Raw genomic sequence first — 22,318 nt, forward strand, 5'->3', positions numbered from 1 at the left:
TTTCGTTCACGGGCTTGAAAAAGCGCCCAATGTATTCCAGGCTTATCTAACACGCTGATAAACAAGAGGACGGAATATGAACAAGAATATGGCAGGAATTCTGAGTGCAGCGGCGGTATTAACCATGCTGGCGGGTTGTACGGCTTATGATCGTACCAAAGACCAGTTTGTACAGCCTGTGGTGAAAGACGTCAAAAAAGGCATGAGCCGGGCGCAGGTTGCACAAATTGCGGGTAAACCTTCGTCTGAAGTGAGCATGATCCATGCTCGTGGTACTTGCCAGACCTACATCCTGGGTCAACGTGATGGTAAAGCAGAAACCTACTTTGTCGCGTTAGATGATACCGGACATGTCATCAACTCCGGTTATCAGACCTGTGCTGAATACGACACTGATCCACAGGCTGCGAAGTAATCACTTCGTCTGAAAGCTTGAGTAACAACGGAAACCGGCCATTGCGCCGGTTTTTTTTGGTCTGAGTTCTTAATTATCTTCGCGAATTATTTGCCCGAAATGTGAAGAGGGTCATAACCGCAGGTCAAGGAGAGACAATTTATAAGGTCAAAGAAATACTATTGCTCAGGTCTATACCGTATACTCCTTTCAGCCACAAAAAAAGTCATGTTGGTTTCGCAAGTTACCCAGAGCATGGAAGCAGGTTAAGGCTTGCGGAGTGTCTGGCTGACAGATAATCGTCGATGAGGGCAGTTTTATGGAAAAGAAACACATTTATCTGTTTTGTTCTGCGGGCATGTCTACCTCTTTACTGGTATCAAAAATGCGCGCACAGGCAGAAAAATATGAAGTTCCGGTCATTATTGAAGCATTTCCGGAAACACTGGCTGGTGAAAAAGGTCAGAATGCCGATGTCGTGTTATTAGGGCCGCAGATTGCTTATATGTTGCCCGAAATCCAGCGTTTGTTACCCAACAAACCGGTTGAAGTAATTGACTCGCTGCTTTATGGCAAAGTCGATGGTTTAGGCGTGCTTAAGGCTGCGGTTGCAGCGATTAAAAAAGCCGCAGCAAATTAATTTATTTTAAATTTTCCCGTCAAAGAGTTATTTCATAAATCAATACCGCAATATTTAAATTGCGGTTTTTAAGGGTATTTTTCTATGAGTAATGTTATTGCATCGCTTGAAAAGGTACTCCTCCCTTTTGCAGTTAAAATAGGAAAGCAGCCACACGTTAATGCAATCAAAAATGGCTTTATTCGCTTAATGCCGTTAACCCTTGCGGGGGCCATGTTTGTATTAATTAACAACGTTTTTCTAAGCTTTGGGGAGGGGTCGTTTTTTTATTCCTTAGGTATTCGCCTGGATGCCTCAACCATTGAAACACTTAATGGTCTGAAAGGTATTGGCGGCAACGTATATAACGGAACATTAGGGATAATGTCTTTAATGGCACCGTTCTTTATTGGCATGGCACTGGCAGAAGAGCGTAAAGTCGATGCGCTGGCGGCTGGGTTGTTATCCGTTGCAGCATTTATGACCGTCACCCCTTATAGTGTCGGTGAGGCCTATGCGGTTGGCGCAAACTGGTTAGGTGGGGCGAATATCATCTCCGGGATTATTATTGGCCTGGTGGTGGCAGAAATGTTTACCTTTATTGTCCGCCGCAATTGGGTCATTAAATTGCCCGATAGCGTACCTGCTTCAGTATCGCGTTCCTTCTCGGCATTAATTCCCGGCTTTATTATTCTTTCCGTGATGGGGATTATTGCCTGGGCGTTGAATACCTGGGGCACCAACTTCCATCAGATCATTATGGATACCATCTCAACCCCACTGGCATCGTTGGGTAGCGTGGTGGGCTGGGCCTATGTGATCTTTGTTCCACTGCTCTGGTTCTTCGGTATTCATGGTGCGCTGGCGCTGACCGCACTGGACAACGGCATTATGACGCCTTGGGCGCTGGAAAATATCGCGACCTATCAGCAATATGGTTCCGTCGAAGCGGCGCTGGCAGCCGGTAAGACCTTCCATATCTGGGCCAAGCCGATGCTGGACTCCTTTATTTTCCTCGGTGGCAGTGGTGCGACTTTAGGTCTGATCCTGGCTATCTTTATCGCTTCTCGCCGTGCTGATTATCGTCAGGTGGCAAAACTGGCGCTGCCGTCCGGCATCTTCCAGATTAACGAACCGATTCTGTTTGGTCTGCCAATTATCATGAACCCGGTGATGTTTATCCCGTTTGTACTGGTACAACCGATTCTGGCGGCAATCACCCTGGCAGCGTACTACATGGGCATTATTCCTCCGGTGACCAATATTGCACCGTGGACCATGCCAACCGGTCTGGGAGCCTTCTTTAACACCAACGGTAGCGTCGCCGCATTGCTGGTCGCACTCTTCAACCTTGGTATCGCAACGTTAATTTATCTGCCCTTTGTTGTGGTCGCTAACAAAGCACAAAACGCGATTGATAAAGAAGAGAGCGAAGAAGATATCGCTAACGCCCTGAAATTTTAATCGATGCCGGCACGGGTAATCGTGCCGGTAAGAAAAGAGAGGAACGATGTATGATGGATCTCGATAACATTCCCGATACGCAAACAGAAGCTGAAGAGCTGGAAGAAGTGGTGATGGGACTTATCATCAACTCCGGACAAGCGCGCAGCCTGGCGTATGCCGCACTGAAACAGGCGAAGCAGGGCGATTTTGCCGCAGCAAAAGCCATGATGGATCAGTCACGGATGGCATTGAATGAAGCGCATCTGGTACAGACGAAACTGATTGAAGGCGATGCGGGCGAAGGTAAGATGAAAGTGAGTCTGGTGCTGGTCCACGCTCAGGATCATTTAATGACGTCCATGCTTGCGCGTGAACTGATTACCGAATTAATTGAGCTTCATGAAAAACTGAAGGCATAAGGAGTCGATGATGCAGCCAGTGATTAACGCGCCGGAAATTGCCACTGCCCGAGAACAGCAGTTGTTTAATGGCAAAAACTTCCATGTGTTTATCTACAACAAAACTGAGAGTATCAGCGGACTGCATCAGCACGACTATTATGAATTTACTCTGGTATTAACCGGGCGTTATTTCCAGGAGATTAACGGTAAGCGCGTGTTACTGGAACGGGGCGATTTTGTTTTTATTCCGTTAGGTTCGCACCATCAAAGTTTTTATGAGTTTGGTGCCACGCGCATATTGAATGTTGGGATCAGTAAACGCTTTTTTGAGCAGCATTACCTGCCGTTGTTGCCTTATTGCTTTGTCGCTTCGCAGGTATACCGGACCAATAACGCTTTTCTCACCTATGTGGAAACCGTGATTTCTTCATTGAATTTCCGCGAAACAGGGCTGGAAGAGTTTGTTGAGATGGTTACTTTTTATGTCATTAACCGTTTACGTCATTACCGCGAAGAACAGGTGATTGATGATGTACCGCAGTGGCTGAAAAGTACGGTAGAAAAGATGCATGATAAAGAGCAGTTTAGTGAGTCGGCACTGGAGAATATGGTGACGTTGTCAGCCAAATCACAGGAATATTTGACGCGAGCGACTCAACGATATTATGGCAAAACGCCAATGCAGATTATTAATGAAATCCGTATTAATTTTGCCAAAAAACAACTGGAAATGACCAACTATTCAGTGACGGATATTGCGTTTGAGGCCGGTTATAGTAGCCCGAGTTTGTTTATTAAAACGTTTAAGAAATTAACGTCCTTTACGCCTAAGAGCTATCGTAAGAAATTGACTGAATTTAATCAGTAAGTCGTTATACCTGACAATTCACATATCTGTCCTGTTGCTGGATTATTTATGTCCGGGGGGGCAGATATGCCAGATATCAGTATTCTGTACTGAAGGGAGAAATTATGAGCCAGAAATTAAAAGTCGTCACTATTGGTGGCGGGAGCAGCTATACCCCGGAGTTACTGGAAGGATTTATTAAGCGTTATCACGAATTGCCGGTCAGCGAATTATGGCTGGTGGATGTAGAAGGTGGTAAAGCTAAACTGGATATTATTTTTGATCTCTGCCAACGGATGATTGATAACGCTGGCGTCCCGATGAAGCTTTATAAAACGCTGGATCGCCGCGAAGCATTGAAAGATGCTGATTTCGTTACTACCCAACTGCGCGTAGGCCAATTACCGGCGCGCGAACTGGATGAACGTATTCCATTAAGTCATGGTTATCTTGGTCAGGAAACTAACGGCGCGGGCGGTCTGTTTAAAGGTCTGCGTACCATTCCGGTGATTTTTGACATCGTAAAAGATGTCGAAGAACTTTGTCCGAATGCATGGGTGATTAACTTCACTAACCCGGCGGGAATGGTCACTGAAGCCGTTTATCGTCATACCGGATTTAAACGCTTTATCGGCGTGTGTAATATTCCGATCGGCATGAAGATGTTTATTCGCGATGTTCTGATGCTGAAAGACAGCGATGATTTATCTATCGATCTGTTCGGCCTCAACCATATGGTGTTCATTAAGGATGTGCTGGTAAATGGCAAATCTCGCTTTGCCGAATTACTTGATGGTGTGGCATCCGGGCAGTTAAAAGCATCTGGCGTTAAAAATATTTTCGATCTGCCATTTAGCGAAGGCTTAATTCGTTCTCTGAATCTGTTGCCGTGTTCTTATTTGCTTTATTACTTCAAGCAAAAAGAGATGCTGGCTATTGAAATGGGCGAATACTACAAAGGCGGCGCACGAGCACAGGTAGTACAGAAAGTCGAGAAACAACTTTTTGAGCTGTATAAAAACCCGGAGTTGAAAGTTAAGCCGAAAGAACTGGAACAGCGCGGTGGGGCTTATTACTCTGATGCAGCGTGCGAAGTGATCAACGCTATCTACAACGACAAGCAAGCTGAACATTACGTTAATATCCCGCATCATGGGCATATTGATAATATTCCGGCAGACTGGGCGGTAGAAATGACCTGTACGCTGGGGCGCGATGGCGCGACGCCACATCCGCGCATTACGCATTTCGATGATAAAGTGATGGGGCTGATTCACACCATTAAAGGCTTCGAGATTGCTGCCAGCAACGCTGCACTTAGCGGAGAATTTAACGATGTGTTACTGGCGCTAAACCTTAGTCCGTTGGTGCATTCCGATCGCGATGCTGAGCTGCTGGCACGCGAGATGATTCTGGCGCACGAGAAATGGCTGCCAAATTTTGCCGACTGCATCGCAGAGCTTAAAAAAGCACATTAACCGAGGCTGATTATGGAACGCTTACTGATTGTTAATGCCGATGATTTTGGCTTAAGCAAAGGTCAGAACTACGGCATTATCGAGGCCTGTCGCAATGGGATTGTCACATCGACGACGGCACTGGTGAATGGGCAGGCTATTGACCATGCAGTGCAGTTGAGTCGTGATGAACCGAGTTTGGCCATAGGGATGCACTTTGTCCTTACTATGGGCAAGCCACTGACAGCTATGCCGGGGTTAACCCGCGATGGCGTGCTGGGAAAATGGATCTGGCAGTTGGCAGAAGAAGATGCTTTACCGCTGGAAGAAATTACTCAGGAGCTCGCCAGTCAGTATTTGCGTTTCATTGAGCTATTTGGACGCAAACCTACGCATCTTGATAGCCATCATCATGTGCATATGTTCCCGCAGATTTTCCCGATTGTTGCCAGGTTTGCGGCAGAAGAGGGGATTGCGTTGCGCATCGACCGTCAGTCGCTTTCTAAGGATGGTGATTTACCGGCTAATCTGCGCAGTTCGCAGGGATTCAGTAGCGCGTTTTATGGTGAAGAGATTAGCGAGACACTGTTCCTGCAAGTGCTTGATGACTCCAGTCATCGCGGCGAGCGCTCGCTGGAAGTGATGTGCCACCCGGCGTTTATCGATAATACGATTCGCCAGAGTGCTTATTGCTTCCCTCGGTTAACGGAACTGGATGTGCTGACTTCAGTGTCGTTGAAATATGCGATTGCTGAGCGTGGTTATCGGTTGGGTAGTTATCTTGATGTGTAAGTAAGGTGGTAAGGTCACTCCCCAGGGGGCGTGACCTTATCCATATTTACGCCGGGATTTTGTCAATCTTAGGAATGCGTGACCACACGCGGTGTGCTGCCATCAGCGTTAACAGTTCATCCATAAAACTACCATCGGCGCTGTCAGCTTCCACAATCCCTTCTTCACCTTGGTCAGCGACCTTGATTGTTGCTTTAAACTTGCGCGCGTCTCCTGCCAGCGCAATCGGTTTAAGGTGTTTGTAGGCTTCCATCAGGTAGTAGTTGGCATCGCCGTTGTCAGCGATATCCGCGATATTGCCGCAAGGGACAATAACCGCATCGACCGTCAGCGAAGGCGCTCCGGCAAAGGTAGCAGCTATAGGCAGCACCGTACCGTCATCCGCAGTCACTTCACCCATTCGGGAGTAGAGCAGTTTGGCATGAACGCCTTTGGCCTTCAGCGCCTTGAGAATGGTCATAAGGTCTGCCGATCTCACTTCATCATTAAGCAAAATCGCTACCACGCGACCTTTTACATCACCGTCAGGAATGGCGTACAGACTTAAGGATGGATCCTTTTTCAGACCGTTGACGTCCGGAGGCGGGGTGATATTCAGCTGGTCGTCAGTCAGTTCGATACCGAGATTTTTCGCCACCGCCTGGGCCAGAGTAAGATCAATATGCGCCAGCTGGTCAACAACGCGTTCACGAATATACGGCCGAACTACTTTGCTTAACTCAAAACTGAAACCATCGACAATATGGCGCTGCTCGAATGGCGTCTGACTTAGCCAGAACAGACGCGGATGGGAATAATATTCGCCAAACGATGGACTGCGCTCGCGAACTTTATTGCCTTCCACGCGTTCCTGGTATGATTCAAAACCGCCACGTTTCGGCCCCGGCGGTGTTTCGCGCGGCCAGTTATCGTTGATCGAGTTCGGTTCGTAATTCGCCGGGTTAGTGTCGATCCCCATACGATGCATGCCGTCACGCTGGAAATTATGGTAAGGGCAGGTCGGGCGGTTAATCGGAATCTCATGGAAATTGGGTCCGCCAAGACGACTGATTTGTGTATCGGTATAAGAGAACAAACGCCCCTGCAACAGCGGATCGTTGGTGAAATCCAGACCGGGGACAATATGCCCAGGATGGAAAGCCGCCTGTTCGTTTTCGGCAAAGAAGTTATCCGGGTTGCGATTGAGCACCATTTTGCCAACACGCTGAACGGGTACCAGTTCTTCCGGGATGAGTTTGGTTGGATCGAGAAGATCGAAGTCAAACTTGAATTCATCTTCTTCAGGAATCAACTGGAAGCCCAGTTCGTATTCCGGAAAATCGCCTGCTTCGATGGCTTCCCACAACTCGCGGCGGTGGAAGTCCGGGTCACGTCCGGTTAGTTTTTGTGCTTCATCCCAAACGAGTGAGGCTTTACCTGCCAGTGGTTTCCAGTGGAAACGTACGAACGTTGCCTTCCCTTCGGCATTAATCAGGCGGAAGGTGTGAATACCGAAGCCTTCCATGGTGCGGTAACTGCGTGGGATCCCGCGATCCGACATCGCCCACATCACGTTGTGCAGAGTTTCAGGTTGCAGAGAAACATAATCCCAGAAAGTATCGTGGGCGCTTTGCCCTTGTGGAATTGCCCAGTGCGGTTCTGGTTTTACCGCATGAACAAAATCGGGGAATTTATGCGCATCCTGGATAAAGAAGATTGGCGTGTTATTGCCAACGAGGTCAAAAATACCCTCTTCGGTATAGAACTTGGTGGCAAAGCCACGGATATCACGCACGGTATCGGCAGAGCCAGCACCACCCTGAACGGTAGAGAACCTAACAAATACTGGGGTGATTTTGTTCGGATCTGAGAGGAAATCCGCTTTGGTGATATCGCTTAAGCTTTTATATGGCTGGAAATAACCGTGAGCGGCTGATCCGCGTGCATGAACAATACGTTCCGGGATGCGCTCATGGTCAAAGTGAGTGATTTTCTCGCGCAGAATAAAATCTTCCAGCAGCGTTGGACCACGGTTACCGGCACGCAGTGAGTTTTGATCGTCGGCGATGCGTACGCCCTGATTAGTGGTCAGCGCATAATTTTCACTGCCTTTGCGTACGTCTTCCAGAGAATTAAGTTTTTCGTTACGCGTATCAGGGGCTTTCAGGCTCCCTGGGGCGGTAGGTTGTGCACCTGGCGGTGTTGGTTCAGTCGCTGGACGATGAGATCCGTCCTCAGGTGCCAGTGAGTCCATCCCCGGTTTCGCTTCGCTGGAATCGTGTAGTGGTGACTGGTGCTGATGTGGGTTCTTTTCGTTATGTTGCGACATTGAACTCGTCTCCTTAATTTATTACTGAAAGGGCCGCTGTTTTGGTCAAAAAACCCTCTAACTATAGACCATCAGCCAGATCCCGCTTCGGAGACTATTCTGGAAACGGTGTTATGAAATACACGCAAAGCGGGACGTATGGGGGCTAGATCGGCTAAACTACAGTTTTTCTGATTTTTAATATGCGTTTAGTGAAGCCAGTAATGAAGAAACCGCTCCGCCAGCAAAACCGCCAGATTATTAGCTATGTCCCACGCACGGAACCCGCGCCGCCAGAACATGCGATAAAGATGGATTCGTTTCGTGATGTCTGGATGCTACGTGGCAAATATGTTGCGTTTGTACTGATGGGAGAGTCATTTCTGCGCTCACCGGCGTTTACTGTGCCTGAATCCGCCCAGCGTTGGGCAAATCAGATCCGCCAGGAAGGGGAAGTGACTGAGTAAGGATTACGTACCTCCCGGTTCTGCCGGGAGTTACATGGCCTGAAATTCTGTATTTCATTGCTACATTCATTCAAACCACCTGTAACAAAAAGCTGCCTTTGACGATCTATTGCTATAAATAAGTGAACTTTTTTCTTTAATTGTTTATTTATTTTAAAATGGTTAAGTTTTGCTAATCATGATGAGCTATTTTTGATAGTTCATCCTGTGGTGTCGCTCTTAAACTTATATTGTAAATGACTTAGATTTAAATGAGATAATAATTTTGTTAACAATATGAGGCGGGAGATGTTTTCTACAAACTTAATACAGAGTGATTATGGTAATTTAAATATTAAAAACCTTGCCTTCGACTCTTTTAAAGAAAGACTGCAGTCTACCATGACAGCACTCACTTTCTTTATATCAACGGGTCAATGTGCCTGCGATGAAATAGCAGAATCAAACTTCAATTATATGATTGCCTATATGTCTAACATTAACTATGATGCCTCAAAGCCAGGAGCGCCAGCACTTAGTTTTGATACATATCTGCAGGACAATGTTAAATATAGAGTGATAATTAATAATCTTTATGGTAGTGAAATTAGGATAAGAGGTATTAATGAGAATTTTGTTGGGATGGATTTTACCTGTGAATTCCGACCAGAAAAAATGACCAATTTGATCAATATAAAAAACAGGTTGGTTATTCACTATTTAAGAACGATATACTATGAACAAAATTATATACATCCTGTTGGGAGCATTTTTGCTGCGATTCAAAAAAATGAGAGTCTCCTAAAGTTTCCTTCGGTAATATCAATGCTTAATGTCAATCTTCTTTTTAATCCACTGAATCTTCCGGGAATGGGAAGTGGTGTGCTTGAAGAGATTATGAGTATTTCAGATAGTTCACTTAGAAAACGTCTTGGGTATGAGGTTTTAAGCTTTTCGCTACAGGCACATTCATTGAGTCAGGAATGTATCGATAAGTTAGCCATTTTTTTCGCTGACGATCTGTTTAAATATGAGTCAGTATGCATCGCCGCGATGGAACATTTAAAAAGTAAGGCAACGGCTCCTATACAAAACGGACCGTTGCCAGCATAAGAATTAACGGTGTGCCAGTTCGGCGTCGTCTTCGCTATCCAGAATGGCTTTATCGGTTTGCTTCAGCCACTGGCTGGTCAGCGTGCCAGCGGTCATCGAGCCACTAACGTTTAGCGCCGTACGGCCCATGTCGATAAGCGGTTCAACGGAGATTAACAGCGCCACCAGGGTAACTGGCAGGCCCATCGCAGGCAGCACAATCAGTGCGGCGAAAGTTGCACCACCACCGACACCGGCAACGCCTGCGGAACTAACGGTAACAATACCGACCAGCGTCGCAATCCACATCGGGTCCATCGGGTTAATGCCAACCGTAGGCGCAACCATCACCGCCAGCATTGCCGGATACAAACCGGCACAGCCGTTCTGACCAATGGTTGCACCGAAAGAGGCGGCGAAACTGGCGATGGATTCAGGAACACCCAGACGACGCGTTTGTGCTTCCACATTCAGTGGGATAGACGCAGCACTGGAACGGCTGGTAAAGGCAAACGTCAGTACTGGCCATACCTTACGGAAGTACTTCAGCGGGCTCACGCCATTAATACCCAGCAGAAGGCCATGCACTGCAAACATAATCAGAAGACCGAGGTAGGACGCGACAACGAAACTTCCCAGTTTGATGATGTCTTGCAGGTTAGAACCTGCAACCACTTTGGTCATCAGCGCCAGAACGCCGTAAGGGGTCAACTGCATGACCAGGCGAACCAGCTTCATTACCCAGCTTTGCAGGGTATCGATAGCGGTTAAGACGCGTTCACCTTTCGGCGCATCATCCTTCAGCAGTTTCAGCGCAGCTACACCGAGGAATGCGGCAAAAATTACCACGCTGATAATTGACGTCGGATTGGCTCCGGTCAGATCGGCAAACGGGTTTTTCGGGATAAAGGACAAGACCAGCTGCGGAACGCTCAGGTCAGAGACTTTACCAACATAGTTACTTTCAATGGCGTTCAGACGTGCAGTTTCTGCACCACCCTGAACCAGACCTTCAGCCGTCAAACCAAACAGGTTGGTGACCAGCACACCGACCAGCGCCGCAATCAGCGTGGTAAACAAAAGCGTACCGATGGTCAGAAAACTGATTTTGCCTAACTGAGATGCGTTATGCAGACGGGCAACCGCGCTCAGAATAGAGGCGAAGACTAACGGCATAACGATCATTTGCAACAGTTGAACATAGCCGTTACCAACAATGTTAAACCACTGTACAGAATCTTTAAGTACCTGGCTGTCAGAACCATAAATGGTATGCAGGGCAAGGCCAAAAACCACACCCATCACCAGACCCACCAGCACTTTTTTCGCCAGACTCCACTGTTTATGGCGGGTCTGAGCCAGCGCAAACAGCAGTACAACGAACACCACGATGTTCGCAATTAATGGAAAGTTCATCCCCGTTCTCCTGATCTTATTATTTCTATCGCTGCGTAGCAGTCATAGTGTTGGCGCAAGATTAACAGAACTGTGAGCTGGCTCTTATATTCATATGGAATTGCTTATTCCAGAAAGGTGATTTTTGCCTTTTTAGTATTCAACCTGATGCTTAATAAGCCGATGAAACTGGATCTGCAACGTATTGATCATTTGCGATGACCAACGAACAGCGCTGTTTTCGGGTAATGAATGGGGCATCCATACCGACCAGACAAATAATGCCATGCAGATAAAACGTTCCAGTTGGTTGCCCTTTTGGGGAACCAGGATAGGCAAGCGGAAACGCCAGCGGCATGGCCAGAGCAGGGGAACACCGGCGGGTGTCAGCATATCGGCAAGTATGTGGCTCAAATAACCCAGCACCATGCCCTGCAATGCATCAGCCGGAATGAACCAGCTTTCAGGAACCTTAAGGTAAAAGGTTGCCAGCAGCGCAAATACCGCCAGCAGACTGTGGGTAAAACCACGATGCCCAAAAGCGCGGGCGATCGGTTTTGATATCCACTTTAATCGCTGCCCAAGAAACGACTTTGGGTGATCGATGTCCGGTAACAAACACGTCAGGATTGCGGAAGGGACAATATGCCACCAGTCACCCTGTGCCAGCACGGGCGTCAGCTCGGCATTTTTGGCAAATACCGCACAAGCAATAGAAAAGAGAAGGTGACCTTCCGCCGTCATGATAAAACTCACTAAACTGTCGATACGTACAGTATAGGATTTTTATACAGTGCGCGGAAGTGGTGACGGTGTAACTCTTTCTCTTAAATTGACGATTAATCCGTCAGTTGAATGCAAATTCAGATAAAGAACCAGGAGCAGTGTGATCACTGCCCCTGGTCATTAACCGAGAAGGTCTTTTGCGGTGAGTTCTGTCAGCGATGAGAGTTTGACGTTTGCTAATACAAAACGTGGATCATTTTGCGCTTCTGGCGCAGGAACGACGATGGAACGCATGCGGGCTGCTTTAGAGGCGATCATGCCATTTACTGAATCTTCCAGCGCTACGCAGGTCAGTGGGTCAACGCCCAGTTTTGCTGCGCAGTCAAGATATACTTGCGGATGCGGCTTGCTGTAAGGCAATTTTTCAGCCGAGGCGAGGGCATCGAAACTGTCGCGTAAGTCAAACATGGTCAACACTTTTTCCAGCATATGTAGTGGTGACGCGGAGGCCAGTCCCACCAATAAACCTTGTTCTTTGCATAACGCAACGGCTTCACGCACGCCTGGCAATAATGGGCGTGTCTCTTCAACCAGTGAAATGGCACGAGCAATAACCCGTTCTACTACTTCCTGACGGCTTGGCCCATTCCAGGGTTGCCGAGCGTACCAAAGATCGACCACCATATCGATGCGTAAACCTAAGGTGTCCGGCAGCTCGTTACGACGGGAGATATCCACCCCCAGGCTTGCCATCACATCCAGTTCAGCTCGATCCCATAAAGGTTCTGAGTCGATAAGTAATCCATCCATATCAAAAATTGCAGCAAGAATCTGACGCGGGGTTGACATTACAACCTCTCCTTTAGAGCATTATGTGTAAGGTATTAAGCCGTGCTTATGATTAAGCGCCTATCATATCGCCTTTAAAGAATGGGCGAAAACAGATATCTACAGGTAAACTAAGTGAAACGACGCGTCTTAATCAAGGAGAACTCATGACGTATCAACAAGCTGGACGCATTGCTGTTTTGAAAAGGATTTTGGGTTGGGTGATTTTTATACCTGCATTGATCTCTACATTGATTTCTTTGCTTAAATTTATGAATACCCGGCAGGAAAACCAGGAAGGCATTAATGCGGTCATGCTCGACTTTACTCATGTCATGATCGATATGATGCAGGCGAATACGCCTTTTTTGAATCTGTTCTGGTATAACTCCCCGACGCCCAATTTTAATGGTGGCGTGAACGTTATGTTCTGGGTGATTTTCATCCTGATTTTTGTCGGACTGGCGTTGCAGGATTCCGGTGCCCGGATGAGTCGCCAGGCGCGCTTCTTGCGGGAAGGTGTTGAAGATCAACTCATTCTGGAAAAAGCCAAAGGGGAAGAGGGGCTAACGCGTGAACAAATTGAGTCACGTATTGTTGTGCCGCACCATACTATTTTCCTGCAGTTTTTCTCGCTGTATATCCTGCCGGTTATTTGTATTGCTGCAGGTTATGTGTTCTTTTCTCTGCTGGGGTTTATTTAATCAAAAGGCCGCACGGAGCGGCCATTATCCTCACCCCATATTATGCTGCTAATAATCTATCCAGTGACTGCTGAGCAATAACCAAATGCTGACCGCCAAATAACCTTGCACGATTTAACAGCGTGTAGAGTTGGTAAACCGGTTGACGTTCAAGGAAATCGGCAGGTAGCGGGGATACTGACTGATAGCCGTCATAGATTTGTGGCGGCTGTTCAGTATGCAGCGGTAACATCGCCAGGTCGCACTCTCGGTCACCCCAGTAGCAGGCCGGGTCGAAAATGTACGGGCCATCCGGACCCAGCGCACAGTTGCCGGACCATAAATCGCCGTGCAACAGAGAAGGCTGCGGTTGATGCGAGGCCAGACGCTGCTGAATATGCTCGACGATGGCATCGATATTGCCGAAAGCGATCCCTTTTTCTGCCGCCAGTTCCAGCTGCCAGCCAATCCGTTGTTCAGCAAAAAAAGTTGACCAGCGACGTTGCCAGGTGTTGGGCTGGGGAGTTGTGGAGAGCGCGTTATCGAAATCGAGGCCAAATTGCGGTTGGTCGCTCCATTGATGTAAACGCGCAATTTGCTGACCAAGAATAAATGCGCTATGCGCATCCAGCGGGCGAGGTGGGAGATAGTCCATCACCAGAAAACTGTAGTCACGGTCAGCGCCAACTGCCCAAACCTTAGGCACGGTGACGGTTTTACTACGCGACAGTAACTCCAGTTGGTCGGCTTCGGCGGTAAAACCGGGAAGCAGTTCCCTTTCATCACATTTGACGAAAAAGTCACGTCCTGCATAGCGCAAATGCCATGCGGCATGGACTTCTCCGCCAGGCAGTTCATTACGCAGTTCGATTTCGCCTTCACTTAACTGCTCGCTCAAAAGACGACTGATTGCCTGCCACATGATGTCTCTCCCATGTTGTCTGCCAGATCATAAGGTTAGCGCAAGAATGCGGTGTAAAAACACGAGCTAACGCACACCACAGACTGATTATTGCCCAAAAACCATTTATTTTCTGTTGCTATTCCATTCCTCCCAGGTCGTGATGGTGATTTCAGGATCTTTGCCGGTTGCACTTTGGGTAAGCCCCGAAACCAGTTCTCTAATTTCTTCTTCACTTTGGGTACTGATAAGTCCAAAAGTGTTAGTCCCGAGCTCATGGATATTGCCATCATCATCCGTCATGGTGAGCAAAAAACCGTCGCGAGTCAGGTAATTATTCAACTCGTTAATTTCAGTCAATGTATCCTCATGCAACATGACAGTTATGACATAACGGACAAGATCGCCACTGGCCATAGTTCACCCCTTTGTTATCACATGACTTTTGAGCATAGTCGGAGAAACGCGTTGCCGACAGGTTGGTGGTGATTCCCCCAATGCAGGGGGAATGTTTCAGTTAGCGGGAAAGGTAAGCGTAAATTTTTTGTGTATCGTCATGGGAGCACAGGCGTGTTCCCTGATTGAGTGTGGCTGCACTCCCCGCAGCTACGCCAAAACGGACCATCTCTTCAAGAAAGGCATTTTCTGCCAGTTTCAGTGTCATCGCGCCGACCATGCTGTCACCAGCGCCAACGGTGCTCTGGCTTTTCACCGGTGGTGGCACAACCTGAATGCAGTTTTCACTATCAACGCCCAGCGCCCCTTGTGGACCCAGGGAAACGACAACTCGTTTGGCCTTGCCGCTATTAACGATTTCCTGCGCGGCTTTGCGGACATCGTCTGGCTGGGTGAGTTCGCGATTCACCAGCGCACTGAGTTCTTTTTGGTTAGGCTTAACCAACTCGATGTTACCAATCGCCAGTGCTGCACTTAACGCTTCGCCAGAACTGTCGACGATGCAGCGGATCCCTTGGTTTTGCGCAGCGGAAATCAGTTGGGTTAATTTTTCCAGCTTCACACCTGGCGGCAGGCTTCCGCTTATGACCAGGATAGCACCGGATTCAATTTCCAGAACTTGCTCTTCAAGCTGGCGAAACTCATCTTCACTTAATGCCGCGCCTGGCATGACAAAACGATACTGCTCACCGCTTGCTTCCACATGTACGTGTAAATTCTGGCGGGTCCAGTCTTTGGCTTCTACAGTAGCGACGGGGACATTTTCATCTGCCAACAGTGAAACCAGATGTTCGCCGGTCGCACCACCCGCCGGGAAGATCGCTGTGGCACTGCCTCCAAGATGGGCAATGGCGCGGGCGACGTTGATGCCGCCGCCCCCGGGTTCGAACACCGGTGCGGTACAGCGCAGTTTTCCTTCGGGATAAATTTGCGGGGTAATTGTTGCGCTATCGAGAGAGGGCGCAAGTGTCAACGTATAGATACGTACCATCATTTCCTCCTATAGGCTGATTTCAGTCTGGCACCGAATCAGCGGAAAGTGAAGAAATTAACAATATGATTTATTAGAGCTTTATTTAAAATTTTGCAGATAAATATATATAAATAAAAATCTGTTTTCGCCACATGCTTATTCAAAAAATGAAATAAGAATACATTGCTAAGTTATTCGCGCCTTTTTATAATTCGTTACCTTTCCAGGGACGCTAATCTTTGATCCTTAAGAAAGTTTCCGGGACCGCGAAGGTCTCTTTTTTTGTTGTACGGACTCTTGATAAATGAAGCTTTTGAAGACAGTTCCTGCCATCGTTATGTTGGCGGGGGGCATGTTTGCGTCATTGAATGCAGCTGCCGATGATTCCGTTTTTACTGTCATGGACGATCCTGCCAGCGCTAAAAAACCTTTCGAAGGTAATCTGAACGCAGGATATCTTGCACAATCAGGCAATACGAAAAGCTCCTCACTTACGGCTGACACCACCATGACCTGGTATGGACAAACCACTGCCTGGTCGCTGTGGGGGAACGCCAGTAATACTTCTTCTAATGATGAGCGTTCTTCAGAAAAATATGCGGCGGGCGGGCGTAGCCGTTTTAATTTAACTGATTATGACTATTTATTTGGGCAGGCAAGCTGGCTGACAGACCGTTATAACGGCTATCGAGAGCGCGATGTGTTGACCGCGGGTTATGGTCGCCAGTTTTTGAATGGCCCGGTACACAGTTTCCGCTTTGAATTCGGTCCAGGTGTGCGTTACGACAAATATACCGATAATGCCAGTGAAACCCAGCCGCTGGGTTATGCCTCCGGGGCTTATGCATGGCAGTTGACTGACAACGCTAAATTTACGCAGGGTGTTTCCGTCTTTGGCGCGGAAGACACAACGCTGAACTCCGAAAGCGCATTAAATGTTGCTATTAATGAACATTTTGGACTGAAGGTGGCTTACAACGTCACATGGAACTCTGAACCTCCAGAGTCTGCACCGGAACATACCGATCGTCGGACAACCTTATCGCTGGGCTACAGCATGTAACATTATCTGCCGGACCGTAGTACGCGGTCTGGCTGTTTTCGTTTGTCACTGCTCAGCCCCAAATCATTGCTGCCCAACGTAGCAACAACATAGCGCCACAGATTGCCAGTAGCACCACCACCATCTTCCAGTGTTTTTTATCAAAGCGTTTAGTCGGCATACCAGTGTCCTGCATATCTCTTGTGCGTGATAACGGAGTGTAACAAAAGGGACAGGCATCAAGGGATTTTTTGTTATTACAGCCGTCGGGTGGCGTTGTACACCTGATCACTGTTTTTGCGGTTTATGAAAAAAATAAAATTATGTATCGATATATAAATATCTGGTTATAAATACGTCTTTAGTTCATCAGCACTAAAACTCAGGCTTTGGCTGATTACGTTTATAGCAGCATAATATGTTTCTACAGTTTTATAATGATCATGATGAATGGCTATATGAACAGCTGACATGTTGTCATGATTTTTAGCGGCCAACAATGTGAATAACTGACATTGACTAAAAGAATATTTTTTTGCAAAAGTACCCAGCGTTGATATATAAGATAACACGACGTCTTTATTACCCTTGCTCATGGCGATGTATAAAGCAGGGGTTCCATGTGCTGTTGCGCCTTTTAATAAATCCATGATGTTAATTTTGCTGAGGTTATATTTAACAGCGATTCCATAAACTTTAGAGAGGAACCGTGTGACACACAAAGGGTGATTATTTTCCATTGCGGCATATAATCCTGGCTCACCATCACGTGTTTTCATTGCTAAAATATTCATTACCATTTTTTTGTTTAAAAGATCTTGTGCTATTGGAGTGGTTAATGCATTCAGAAAGATATCGATTATTTCATCGAATCCATACAACATGGAGATATAGAGTCCAGGTGTTTCGTTAGCACTTTTAGTTTGCAGTAATTTAACCAGATTATCTTCATGAATGATATGATTATCTACCAGTGACTGAATTTCTTGCATAAATATTTTTACGTTGTCAGTATGTCCGTTCATCATAGCCAAAAATAAAGCAGGTGTACCAACGCTATTCTGCGCAGTTATTATTTCAATGATTTCTTTTTCAGGGAGTATGGGTAACTGTTTGAATAATGTAATAAGCTGTTGAGTCTGGCCTGTGGCCATTATTAACAACATTGCCGATGGATGTATAGGGGCAAATGGCATTCGTGATGCAATACCCGCGAAAATAGCCCCTGGAACTCCCTCAGGTAATAGGGGCAGAAAAGCAATTGCACAGTTGCGAACATACATATCAGCCCAGGTCTGAGCATCGGGACCTGAACTGATGAACTTATCGAGCGAGAGAAAGCCCCGTGCTGTCCTGTGGGTGCCTCTGACGGCAATGTTGGTATCGTTCGGGTCGTAAACGGACACAACATAATTTAATTGTCCATACGCTGACTGCTTTATTCGTAGCCTTACTGACAAAGTATGATTGTCTATATATAAAATCGCGGACATATGACTGACATTGTTTGCCATCATTCGACAGAAGAAAATATCTAAAGCGAAGCCAAAATCCTTACTCGCGATAACGCGACTCCCTGCAGGAGGATGGCGAAGTAATGATCTGAACTCCGCGTCCCGGACTAAGGGGACATGCTGCTGTATGGATTCAACGGAGGAGTAATGTTTAATCAGATTGACTTTGCCTTTTCCATTTCTCAGTGAATCAAGGGCGTATTGCAATGACAGATGGCGACAAAAAATAGCGTCAGAAGGAGATTGCAAAAAAAATGCACTACCATTGAGATTTACTGTTGGTTGTATAGTTTTTTCTCTATGGATTTTTTTAGACAGTTTCATACAATGGTTACGATTTTCGGCAGTTAACTGTTCCTGTTCAATATAATCCAGTATGCTTCGCAAATGGTTAGCTTTAATAGGCGTGGTTTCCAGTAATAAGGAAATGATTTCTTTTTTATAGTGTAATGTAATGAGTATATTTTCTGCATGGATGGGTGAAGTGGCAAAGTTAATGGTAAAAAGGGCAGTGGAATAACAATTTTGTGATATTTTTCGACAGTTTGCGGTAAATTCCTGAGTAACACAGTATGACAGCATCGAACTTAAGTCAGAGGTATCAAGTAGGGTGATGAGTTGGCACGCAAATTGATTAATAGGCTCTGATGAAGGCGTTGGTATGTCGCTATCGATGTGCATTCTATGAGGAGACTTATAATGAGTTCTGATAATAATGTCGTTTTGACTCATAATCTATTCGCCTTATATATGTCTGGAGGTTTTGAGGATGATAATTAATTATTATCGCCAGAATGAAATGTGCACGAAAAATTGCTATAAGAATTGTGTCACTTTTATCATTGTGATATGACCAGTTCGTCATTAATCTCATGATCGTTTAAATACTACCGCCAAATCATGCAACGAACTTTGCTGGATTCAGTTTATGCTGCTGTAAATCCGCTCGCAGTAAACCTTTCAGACGCTCCGTGATGTTATCAGTTGTTCTTTAAGCGTTTTGCTGGTGTACTCACTACAAACGAATTGCGAATCGAATCAATGTGAAACGGAAAGGTACAATCTCCCTTTTTTTAGTGTTAACATCGCTCAACCGGGTGGAAGGTGAGAGGTTAATGTCTTTCATTTGTGTACCTGATTGCGAACCAATTTAGCATTTGTTGGCTAGATGGTTTCGCAATGAACTGTTAATAAACAAATTTTTCTTTGTATGTGATCTTTCGTGTGGGTCACCACTGCAAATAAGGATATAAAATGCCTGTTATAACTCTTCCTGATGGCAGCCAACGCCATTACGACCACGCTGTAAGCCCCATGGATGTTGCGCTGGACATTGGTCCAGGTCTGGCGAAAGCCTGTATCGCAGGGCGCGTTAATGGTGAACTGGTTGATGCTTGCGATCTGATTGAAAACGACGCACAACTGTCGATCATTACCGCCAAAGACGAAGAAGGTCTGGAGATCATTCGTCACTCCTGTGCGCACCTGTTAGGGCACGCGATTAAACAACTTTGGCCGCATACCAAAATGGCAATCGGCCCGGTTATTGACAACGGTTTTTATTACGACGTTGATCTTGACCGCACGTTAACCCAGGAAGATGTCGAAGCACTCGAGAAGCGGATGCATGAGCTTGCTGAGAAAAACTACGACGTCATTAAGAAGAAAGTCAGCTGGCATGAAGCGCGTGAAACTTTCGCCAACCGTGGGGAGAGCTACAAAGTCTCCATTCTTGACGAAAACATCGCCCATGATGACAAGCCAGGTCTGTACTTCCATGAAGAATATGTCGATATGTGCCGCGGTCCGCACGTACCGAACATGCGTTTCTGCCATCATTTCAAACTAATGAAAACGGCAGGGGCTTACTGGCGTGGCGACAGCAACAACAAAATGTTGCAACGTATTTACGGTACGGCGTGGGCAGACAAAAAAGCGCTTAACGCTTACCTGCAGCGCCTGGAAGAAGCCGCGAAACGCGACCACCGTAAAATCGGTAAACAGCTCGACCTGTACCATATGCAGGAAGAAGCACCGGGTATGGTCTTCTGGCACAACGATGGCTGGACCATCTTCCGTGAACTGGAAGTGTTTGTTCGTTCTAAACTGAAAGAGTACCAGTATCAGGAAGTTAAAGGTCCGTTCATGATGGACCGTGTTCTGTGGGAAAAAACCGGTCACTGGGACAACTACAAAGATGCAATGTTCACCACGTCTTCTGAGAACCGTGAATACTGCATTAAGCCGATGAACTGCCCGGGTCACGTACAAATTTTCAACCAGGGGCTGAAGTCTTATCGCGATTTGCCGCTGCGTATGGCCGAGTTTGGTAGCTGCCACCGTAACGAGCCGTCAGGTTCGCTGCATGGCCTGATGCGTGTACGTGGTTTTACCCAGGATGACGCGCATATCTTCTGTACTGAAGAACAAATTCGCGATGAAGTTAACGGATGTATCCGTTTAGTCTATGATATGTACAGCACTTTTGGCTTCGAGAAGATCGTCGTCAAACTCTCCACTCGTCCTGAAAAACGTATTGGCAGCGACGAAATGTGGGATCGTGCTGAGGCGGACCTGGCGGTTGCGCTGGAAGAAAACAACATCCCGTTTGAATATCAACTGGGTGAAGGCGCTTTCTACGGTCCGAAAATTGAATTTACCCTGTATGACTGCCTCGATCGTGCATGGCAGTGCGGTACAGTACAGCTGGACTTCTCCTTGCCGTCTCGTCTGAGCGCCTCCTATGTGGGCGAAGACAACGAGCGTAAGGTACCGGTTATGATTCACCGCGCAATTCTGGGGTCGATGGAACGTTTCATCGGTATCCTGACCGAAGAATTCGCTGGTTTCTTCCCGACCTGGCTTGCGCCGGTTCAGGTTGTTATCATGAATATTACCGATTCACAGTCTGAATACGTTAACGAATTGACGCAAAAACTATCAAATGCGGGCATTCGTGTTAAAGCAGACTTGAGAAATGAGAAGATTGGCTTTAAAATCCGCGAGCACACTTTGCGTCGCGTCCCGTATATGCTGGTCTGTGGTGATAAAGAGGTGGAATCAGGCAAAGTTGCCGTTCGCACCCGCCGTGGTAAAGACCTGGGAAGCATGGACGTAAATGAAGTGATCGAGAAGCTGCAACAAGAGATTCGCAGCCGCAGTCTTAAACAATTGGAGGAATAAGGTATTAAAGGCGGAAAACGAGTTCAAACGGCGCGCCCTAACCGTATCAATGGCGAAATTCGCGCCCAGGAAGTTCGCTTAACAGGTCTGGAAGGCGAGCAGCTTGGTATTGTGAGTCTGAGAGAAGCTCTGGAGAAAGCAGAAGAAGCCGGAGTAGACTTAGTCGAGATCAGCCCTAACGCCGAGCCGCCGGTTTGTCGTATAATGGATTACGGCAAATTCCTCTATGAAAAGAGCAAGTCTTCTAAGGAACAGAAGAAAAAGCAAAAAGTTATCCAGGTTAAGGAAATTAAATTCCGTCCTGGTACAGATGAAGGCGACTATCAGGTAAAACTCCGCAGCCTGATTCGCTTTCTCGAAGAGGGTGATAAAGCCAAAATCACGCTGCGTTTCCGCGGTCGTGAGATGGCGCACCAGCAAATCGGTATGGAAGTGCTTAATCGCGTGAAAGACGATTTGCAAGAACTGGCAGTGGTCGAATCCTTCCCAACGAAGATCGAAGGCCGCCAGATGATCATGGTGCTCGCTCCTAAGAAGAAACAGTAAGGCCATCAAGTAATCATTCCTGTGGGCCTTGGCTCACAGGGTGATTCGCCTTTGTTTCTGTTTATTAACAATGCGAAGTGGAAGTTATTAAAATGCCAAAAATTAAGACCGTACGCGGTGCTGCTAAGCGCTTCAAAAAAACCGGTAAAGGTGGTTTTAAGCACAAGCACGCTAACCTGCGTCACATTCTGACCAAAAAAGCGACCAAACGTAAACGTCACCTGCGTCCGAAAGCCATGGTTTCCAAAGGCGATCTGGGCCTGGTAATCGCGTGCCTGCCGTACGCATAA

23 protein-coding genes are annotated in these 22,318 nt (G+C 46.9%); 14 read left to right on the top strand and 9 right to left on the bottom strand.

The window, feature by feature from the left end; genetic code table 11:
* Positions 1–76 precede the first annotated feature (76 nt).
* From osmE to chbG, 7 genes are all read left to right on the top strand, one after another.
* Entirely contained in the window at positions 77–415 is a 339-nt protein-coding gene (gene osmE / locus ACK8NJ_RS10530) for an osmotically-inducible lipoprotein OsmE (RefSeq protein ID WP_001039044.1), read from the top strand.
* A gap of 298 nt (positions 416–713) precedes the next feature.
* The gene (gene chbB, locus ACK8NJ_RS10535) at positions 714–1,034 is read left to right on the top strand and encodes a PTS N,N'-diacetylchitobiose transporter subunit IIB (RefSeq protein ID WP_000412169.1); all 321 of its coding nucleotides are present in this window, start codon (positions 714–716) and stop codon (positions 1,032–1,034) included.
* A gap of 84 nt (positions 1,035–1,118) precedes the next feature.
* The gene (chbC, locus tag ACK8NJ_RS10540; RefSeq protein ID WP_000073041.1) at positions 1,119–2,477 is read left to right on the top strand and encodes a PTS N,N'-diacetylchitobiose transporter subunit IIC; all 1,359 of its coding nucleotides are present in this window, start codon (positions 1,119–1,121) and stop codon (positions 2,475–2,477) included.
* Positions 2,478–2,527: 50 nt separating this feature from the next.
* Positions 2,528–2,878: a PTS N,N'-diacetylchitobiose transporter subunit IIA gene (gene chbA / locus ACK8NJ_RS10545; protein ID WP_000968919.1), complete on the top strand. Its 351-nt coding sequence runs from the start codon at positions 2,528–2,530 to the stop codon at positions 2,876–2,878.
* Positions 2,879–2,885: 7 nt separating this feature from the next.
* Entirely contained in the window at positions 2,886–3,728 is an 843-nt protein-coding gene (gene chbR / locus ACK8NJ_RS10550) for a transcriptional regulator ChbR (RefSeq protein ID WP_000983653.1), read from the top strand.
* Between the two features lie 104 nt (positions 3,729–3,832).
* Entirely contained in the window at positions 3,833–5,185 is a 1,353-nt protein-coding gene (gene celF / locus ACK8NJ_RS10555) for a 6-phospho-beta-glucosidase (RefSeq protein ID WP_000078748.1), read from the top strand.
* A gap of 12 nt (positions 5,186–5,197) precedes the next feature.
* A complete protein-coding gene (gene chbG, locus ACK8NJ_RS10560; RefSeq protein ID WP_411962426.1) occupies positions 5,198–5,956 on the top strand; it encodes a chitin disaccharide deacetylase in 759 nt (252 codons plus the stop codon).
* A gap of 46 nt (positions 5,957–6,002) precedes the next feature.
* On the opposite strand, the gene katE is transcribed toward chbG, so the two are convergent.
* Positions 6,003–8,264 carry a catalase HPII gene (gene katE / locus ACK8NJ_RS10565; RefSeq protein WP_089704370.1) on the bottom strand — a complete coding sequence of 754 codons (2,262 nt, stop codon included), beginning with the start codon at positions 8,262–8,264 and terminating at the stop codon, positions 6,003–6,005.
* 182 nt (positions 8,265–8,446) lie between these two features.
* On the opposite strand from katE, the gene cedA reads away from it, so the two are divergent.
* Both cedA and ACK8NJ_RS10575 read left to right on the top strand, forming a co-directional pair.
* Positions 8,447–8,710, top strand: coding sequence for a cell division activator CedA (gene cedA, locus ACK8NJ_RS10570; RefSeq protein WP_001241561.1), 264 nt, complete (start codon positions 8,447–8,449; stop codon positions 8,708–8,710).
* 288 nt (positions 8,711–8,998) lie between these two features.
* Positions 8,999–9,802 (top strand): hypothetical protein, encoded by an 804-nt coding sequence (locus tag ACK8NJ_RS10575; RefSeq protein ID WP_001306144.1) that lies wholly within the window; start codon positions 8,999–9,001, stop codon positions 9,800–9,802.
* 3 nt (positions 9,803–9,805) lie between these two features.
* Here ACK8NJ_RS10575 and tcyP read toward each other — a convergent pair whose 3' ends face one another.
* From tcyP to hxpB, 3 genes are all read right to left on the bottom strand, one after another.
* Complete coding sequence (gene tcyP / locus ACK8NJ_RS10580; RefSeq protein ID WP_001010716.1) at positions 9,806–11,197, bottom strand: cystine/sulfocysteine:cation symporter; 1,392 nt, start codon at positions 11,195–11,197, stop codon at positions 9,806–9,808.
* A gap of 132 nt (positions 11,198–11,329) precedes the next feature.
* Positions 11,330–11,920: a metal-dependent hydrolase gene (locus ACK8NJ_RS10585; protein WP_001295408.1), complete on the bottom strand. Its 591-nt coding sequence runs from the start codon at positions 11,918–11,920 to the stop codon at positions 11,330–11,332.
* A gap of 162 nt (positions 11,921–12,082) precedes the next feature.
* Complete coding sequence (gene hxpB / locus ACK8NJ_RS10590; protein ID WP_000106834.1) at positions 12,083–12,751, bottom strand: hexitol phosphatase HxpB; 669 nt, start codon at positions 12,749–12,751, stop codon at positions 12,083–12,085.
* A gap of 146 nt (positions 12,752–12,897) precedes the next feature.
* Between hxpB and ACK8NJ_RS10595 the strand changes: the two genes are divergently transcribed.
* Positions 12,898–13,434 carry a YniB family protein gene (locus ACK8NJ_RS10595; RefSeq protein WP_000222172.1) on the top strand — a complete coding sequence of 179 codons (537 nt, stop codon included), beginning with the start codon at positions 12,898–12,900 and terminating at the stop codon, positions 13,432–13,434.
* A 40-nt stretch (positions 13,435–13,474) separates the two neighbouring features.
* Here the strand turns inward: ACK8NJ_RS10595 and ACK8NJ_RS10600 are convergent, their stop codons facing one another.
* The 3 genes from ACK8NJ_RS10600 to pfkB form a co-directional block, all read right to left on the bottom strand.
* Complete coding sequence (locus ACK8NJ_RS10600) at positions 13,475–14,335, bottom strand: fructosamine kinase family protein (protein ID WP_127791320.1); 861 nt, start codon at positions 14,333–14,335, stop codon at positions 13,475–13,477.
* A 105-nt stretch (positions 14,336–14,440) separates the two neighbouring features.
* Entirely contained in the window at positions 14,441–14,731 is a 291-nt protein-coding gene (gene ghoS / locus ACK8NJ_RS10605; protein ID WP_000146149.1) for a type V toxin-antitoxin system endoribonuclease antitoxin GhoS, read from the bottom strand.
* Between the two features lie 100 nt (positions 14,732–14,831).
* The gene (gene pfkB / locus ACK8NJ_RS10610; RefSeq protein WP_089704373.1) at positions 14,832–15,761 is read right to left on the bottom strand and encodes a 6-phosphofructokinase II; all 930 of its coding nucleotides are present in this window, start codon (positions 15,759–15,761) and stop codon (positions 14,832–14,834) included.
* A 286-nt stretch (positions 15,762–16,047) separates the two neighbouring features.
* Between pfkB and ACK8NJ_RS10615 the strand changes: the two genes are divergently transcribed.
* Positions 16,048–16,806, top strand: coding sequence for a DUF481 domain-containing protein (locus ACK8NJ_RS10615; protein WP_000771396.1), 759 nt, complete (start codon positions 16,048–16,050; stop codon positions 16,804–16,806).
* 52 nt (positions 16,807–16,858) lie between these two features.
* Here ACK8NJ_RS10615 and yniD read toward each other — a convergent pair whose 3' ends face one another.
* Together yniD and espL1 are read right to left on the bottom strand one after the other, a co-directional pair.
* Positions 16,859–16,966, bottom strand: coding sequence for a small membrane protein YniD (yniD, locus tag ACK8NJ_RS10620; protein WP_001142445.1), 108 nt, complete (start codon positions 16,964–16,966; stop codon positions 16,859–16,861).
* A 166-nt stretch (positions 16,967–17,132) separates the two neighbouring features.
* Positions 17,133–19,031, bottom strand: coding sequence for a type III secretion system effector EspL1 (espL1, locus tag ACK8NJ_RS10625; protein WP_411962428.1), 1,899 nt, complete (start codon positions 19,029–19,031; stop codon positions 17,133–17,135).
* A gap of 522 nt (positions 19,032–19,553) precedes the next feature.
* Here espL1 and thrS point away from each other — a divergent pair.
* The 3 genes from thrS to rpmI all read left to right on the top strand — a co-directional run bounded on the left by thrS (position 19,554) and on the right by rpmI (position 22,318).
* Positions 19,554–21,482 carry a threonine--tRNA ligase gene (gene thrS / locus ACK8NJ_RS10630; protein ID WP_001144202.1) on the top strand — a complete coding sequence of 643 codons (1,929 nt, stop codon included), beginning with the start codon at positions 19,554–19,556 and terminating at the stop codon, positions 21,480–21,482.
* A 3-nt stretch (positions 21,483–21,485) separates the two neighbouring features.
* Entirely contained in the window at positions 21,486–22,028 is a 543-nt protein-coding gene (infC, locus tag ACK8NJ_RS10635; protein ID WP_001700733.1) for a translation initiation factor IF-3, read from the top strand.
* 92 nt (positions 22,029–22,120) lie between these two features.
* A complete protein-coding gene (gene rpmI / locus ACK8NJ_RS10640) occupies positions 22,121–22,318 on the top strand; it encodes a 50S ribosomal protein L35 (RefSeq protein ID WP_001124225.1) in 198 nt (65 codons plus the stop codon).

The organism is Escherichia sp. F1 (assembly GCF_046764225.1).
Lineage (GTDB): Bacteria > Pseudomonadota > Gammaproteobacteria > Enterobacterales > Enterobacteriaceae > Escherichia > Escherichia coli.

Coding starts and splice junctions, on each gene's coding strand:
- ACK8NJ_RS10615 (WP_000771396.1), top strand. CDS start 16,048: ATGAAGCTTTTGAAGACAGTTCCTGCCATCGTTATGTTGGCGGGGGGC.
- chbC (WP_000073041.1), top strand. CDS start 1,119: ATGAGTAATGTTATTGCATCGCTTGAAAAGGTACTCCTCCCTTTTGCA.
- ghoS (WP_000146149.1), bottom strand. CDS start 14,731: ATGGCCAGTGGCGATCTTGTCCGTTATGTCATAACTGTCATGTTGCAT.
- chbA (WP_000968919.1), top strand. CDS start 2,528: ATGATGGATCTCGATAACATTCCCGATACGCAAACAGAAGCTGAAGAG.
- yniD (WP_001142445.1), bottom strand. CDS start 16,966: ATGCCGACTAAACGCTTTGATAAAAAACACTGGAAGATGGTGGTGGTG.
- hxpB (WP_000106834.1), bottom strand. CDS start 12,751: ATGTCAACCCCGCGTCAGATTCTTGCTGCAATTTTTGATATGGATGGA.
- thrS (WP_001144202.1), top strand. CDS start 19,554: ATGCCTGTTATAACTCTTCCTGATGGCAGCCAACGCCATTACGACCAC.
- ACK8NJ_RS10585 (WP_001295408.1), bottom strand. CDS start 11,920: ATGACGGCGGAAGGTCACCTTCTCTTTTCTATTGCTTGTGCGGTATTT.
- espL1 (WP_411962428.1), bottom strand. CDS start 19,031: ATGAGTCAAAACGACATTATTATCAGAACTCATTATAAGTCTCCTCAT.
- rpmI (WP_001124225.1), top strand. CDS start 22,121: ATGCCAAAAATTAAGACCGTACGCGGTGCTGCTAAGCGCTTCAAAAAA.
- chbR (WP_000983653.1), top strand. CDS start 2,886: ATGATGCAGCCAGTGATTAACGCGCCGGAAATTGCCACTGCCCGAGAA.
- ACK8NJ_RS10575 (WP_001306144.1), top strand. CDS start 8,999: ATGTTTTCTACAAACTTAATACAGAGTGATTATGGTAATTTAAATATT.
- osmE (WP_001039044.1), top strand. CDS start 77: ATGAACAAGAATATGGCAGGAATTCTGAGTGCAGCGGCGGTATTAACC.
- ACK8NJ_RS10595 (WP_000222172.1), top strand. CDS start 12,898: ATGACGTATCAACAAGCTGGACGCATTGCTGTTTTGAAAAGGATTTTG.
- chbG (WP_411962426.1), top strand. CDS start 5,198: ATGGAACGCTTACTGATTGTTAATGCCGATGATTTTGGCTTAAGCAAA.
- cedA (WP_001241561.1), top strand. CDS start 8,447: ATGCGTTTAGTGAAGCCAGTAATGAAGAAACCGCTCCGCCAGCAAAAC.
- katE (WP_089704370.1), bottom strand. CDS start 8,264: ATGTCGCAACATAACGAAAAGAACCCACATCAGCACCAGTCACCACTA.
- pfkB (WP_089704373.1), bottom strand. CDS start 15,761: ATGGTACGTATCTATACGTTGACACTTGCGCCCTCTCTCGATAGCGCA.
- celF (WP_000078748.1), top strand. CDS start 3,833: ATGAGCCAGAAATTAAAAGTCGTCACTATTGGTGGCGGGAGCAGCTAT.
- chbB (WP_000412169.1), top strand. CDS start 714: ATGGAAAAGAAACACATTTATCTGTTTTGTTCTGCGGGCATGTCTACC.
- tcyP (WP_001010716.1), bottom strand. CDS start 11,197: ATGAACTTTCCATTAATTGCGAACATCGTGGTGTTCGTTGTACTGCTG.
- ACK8NJ_RS10600 (WP_127791320.1), bottom strand. CDS start 14,335: ATGTGGCAGGCAATCAGTCGTCTTTTGAGCGAGCAGTTAAGTGAAGGC.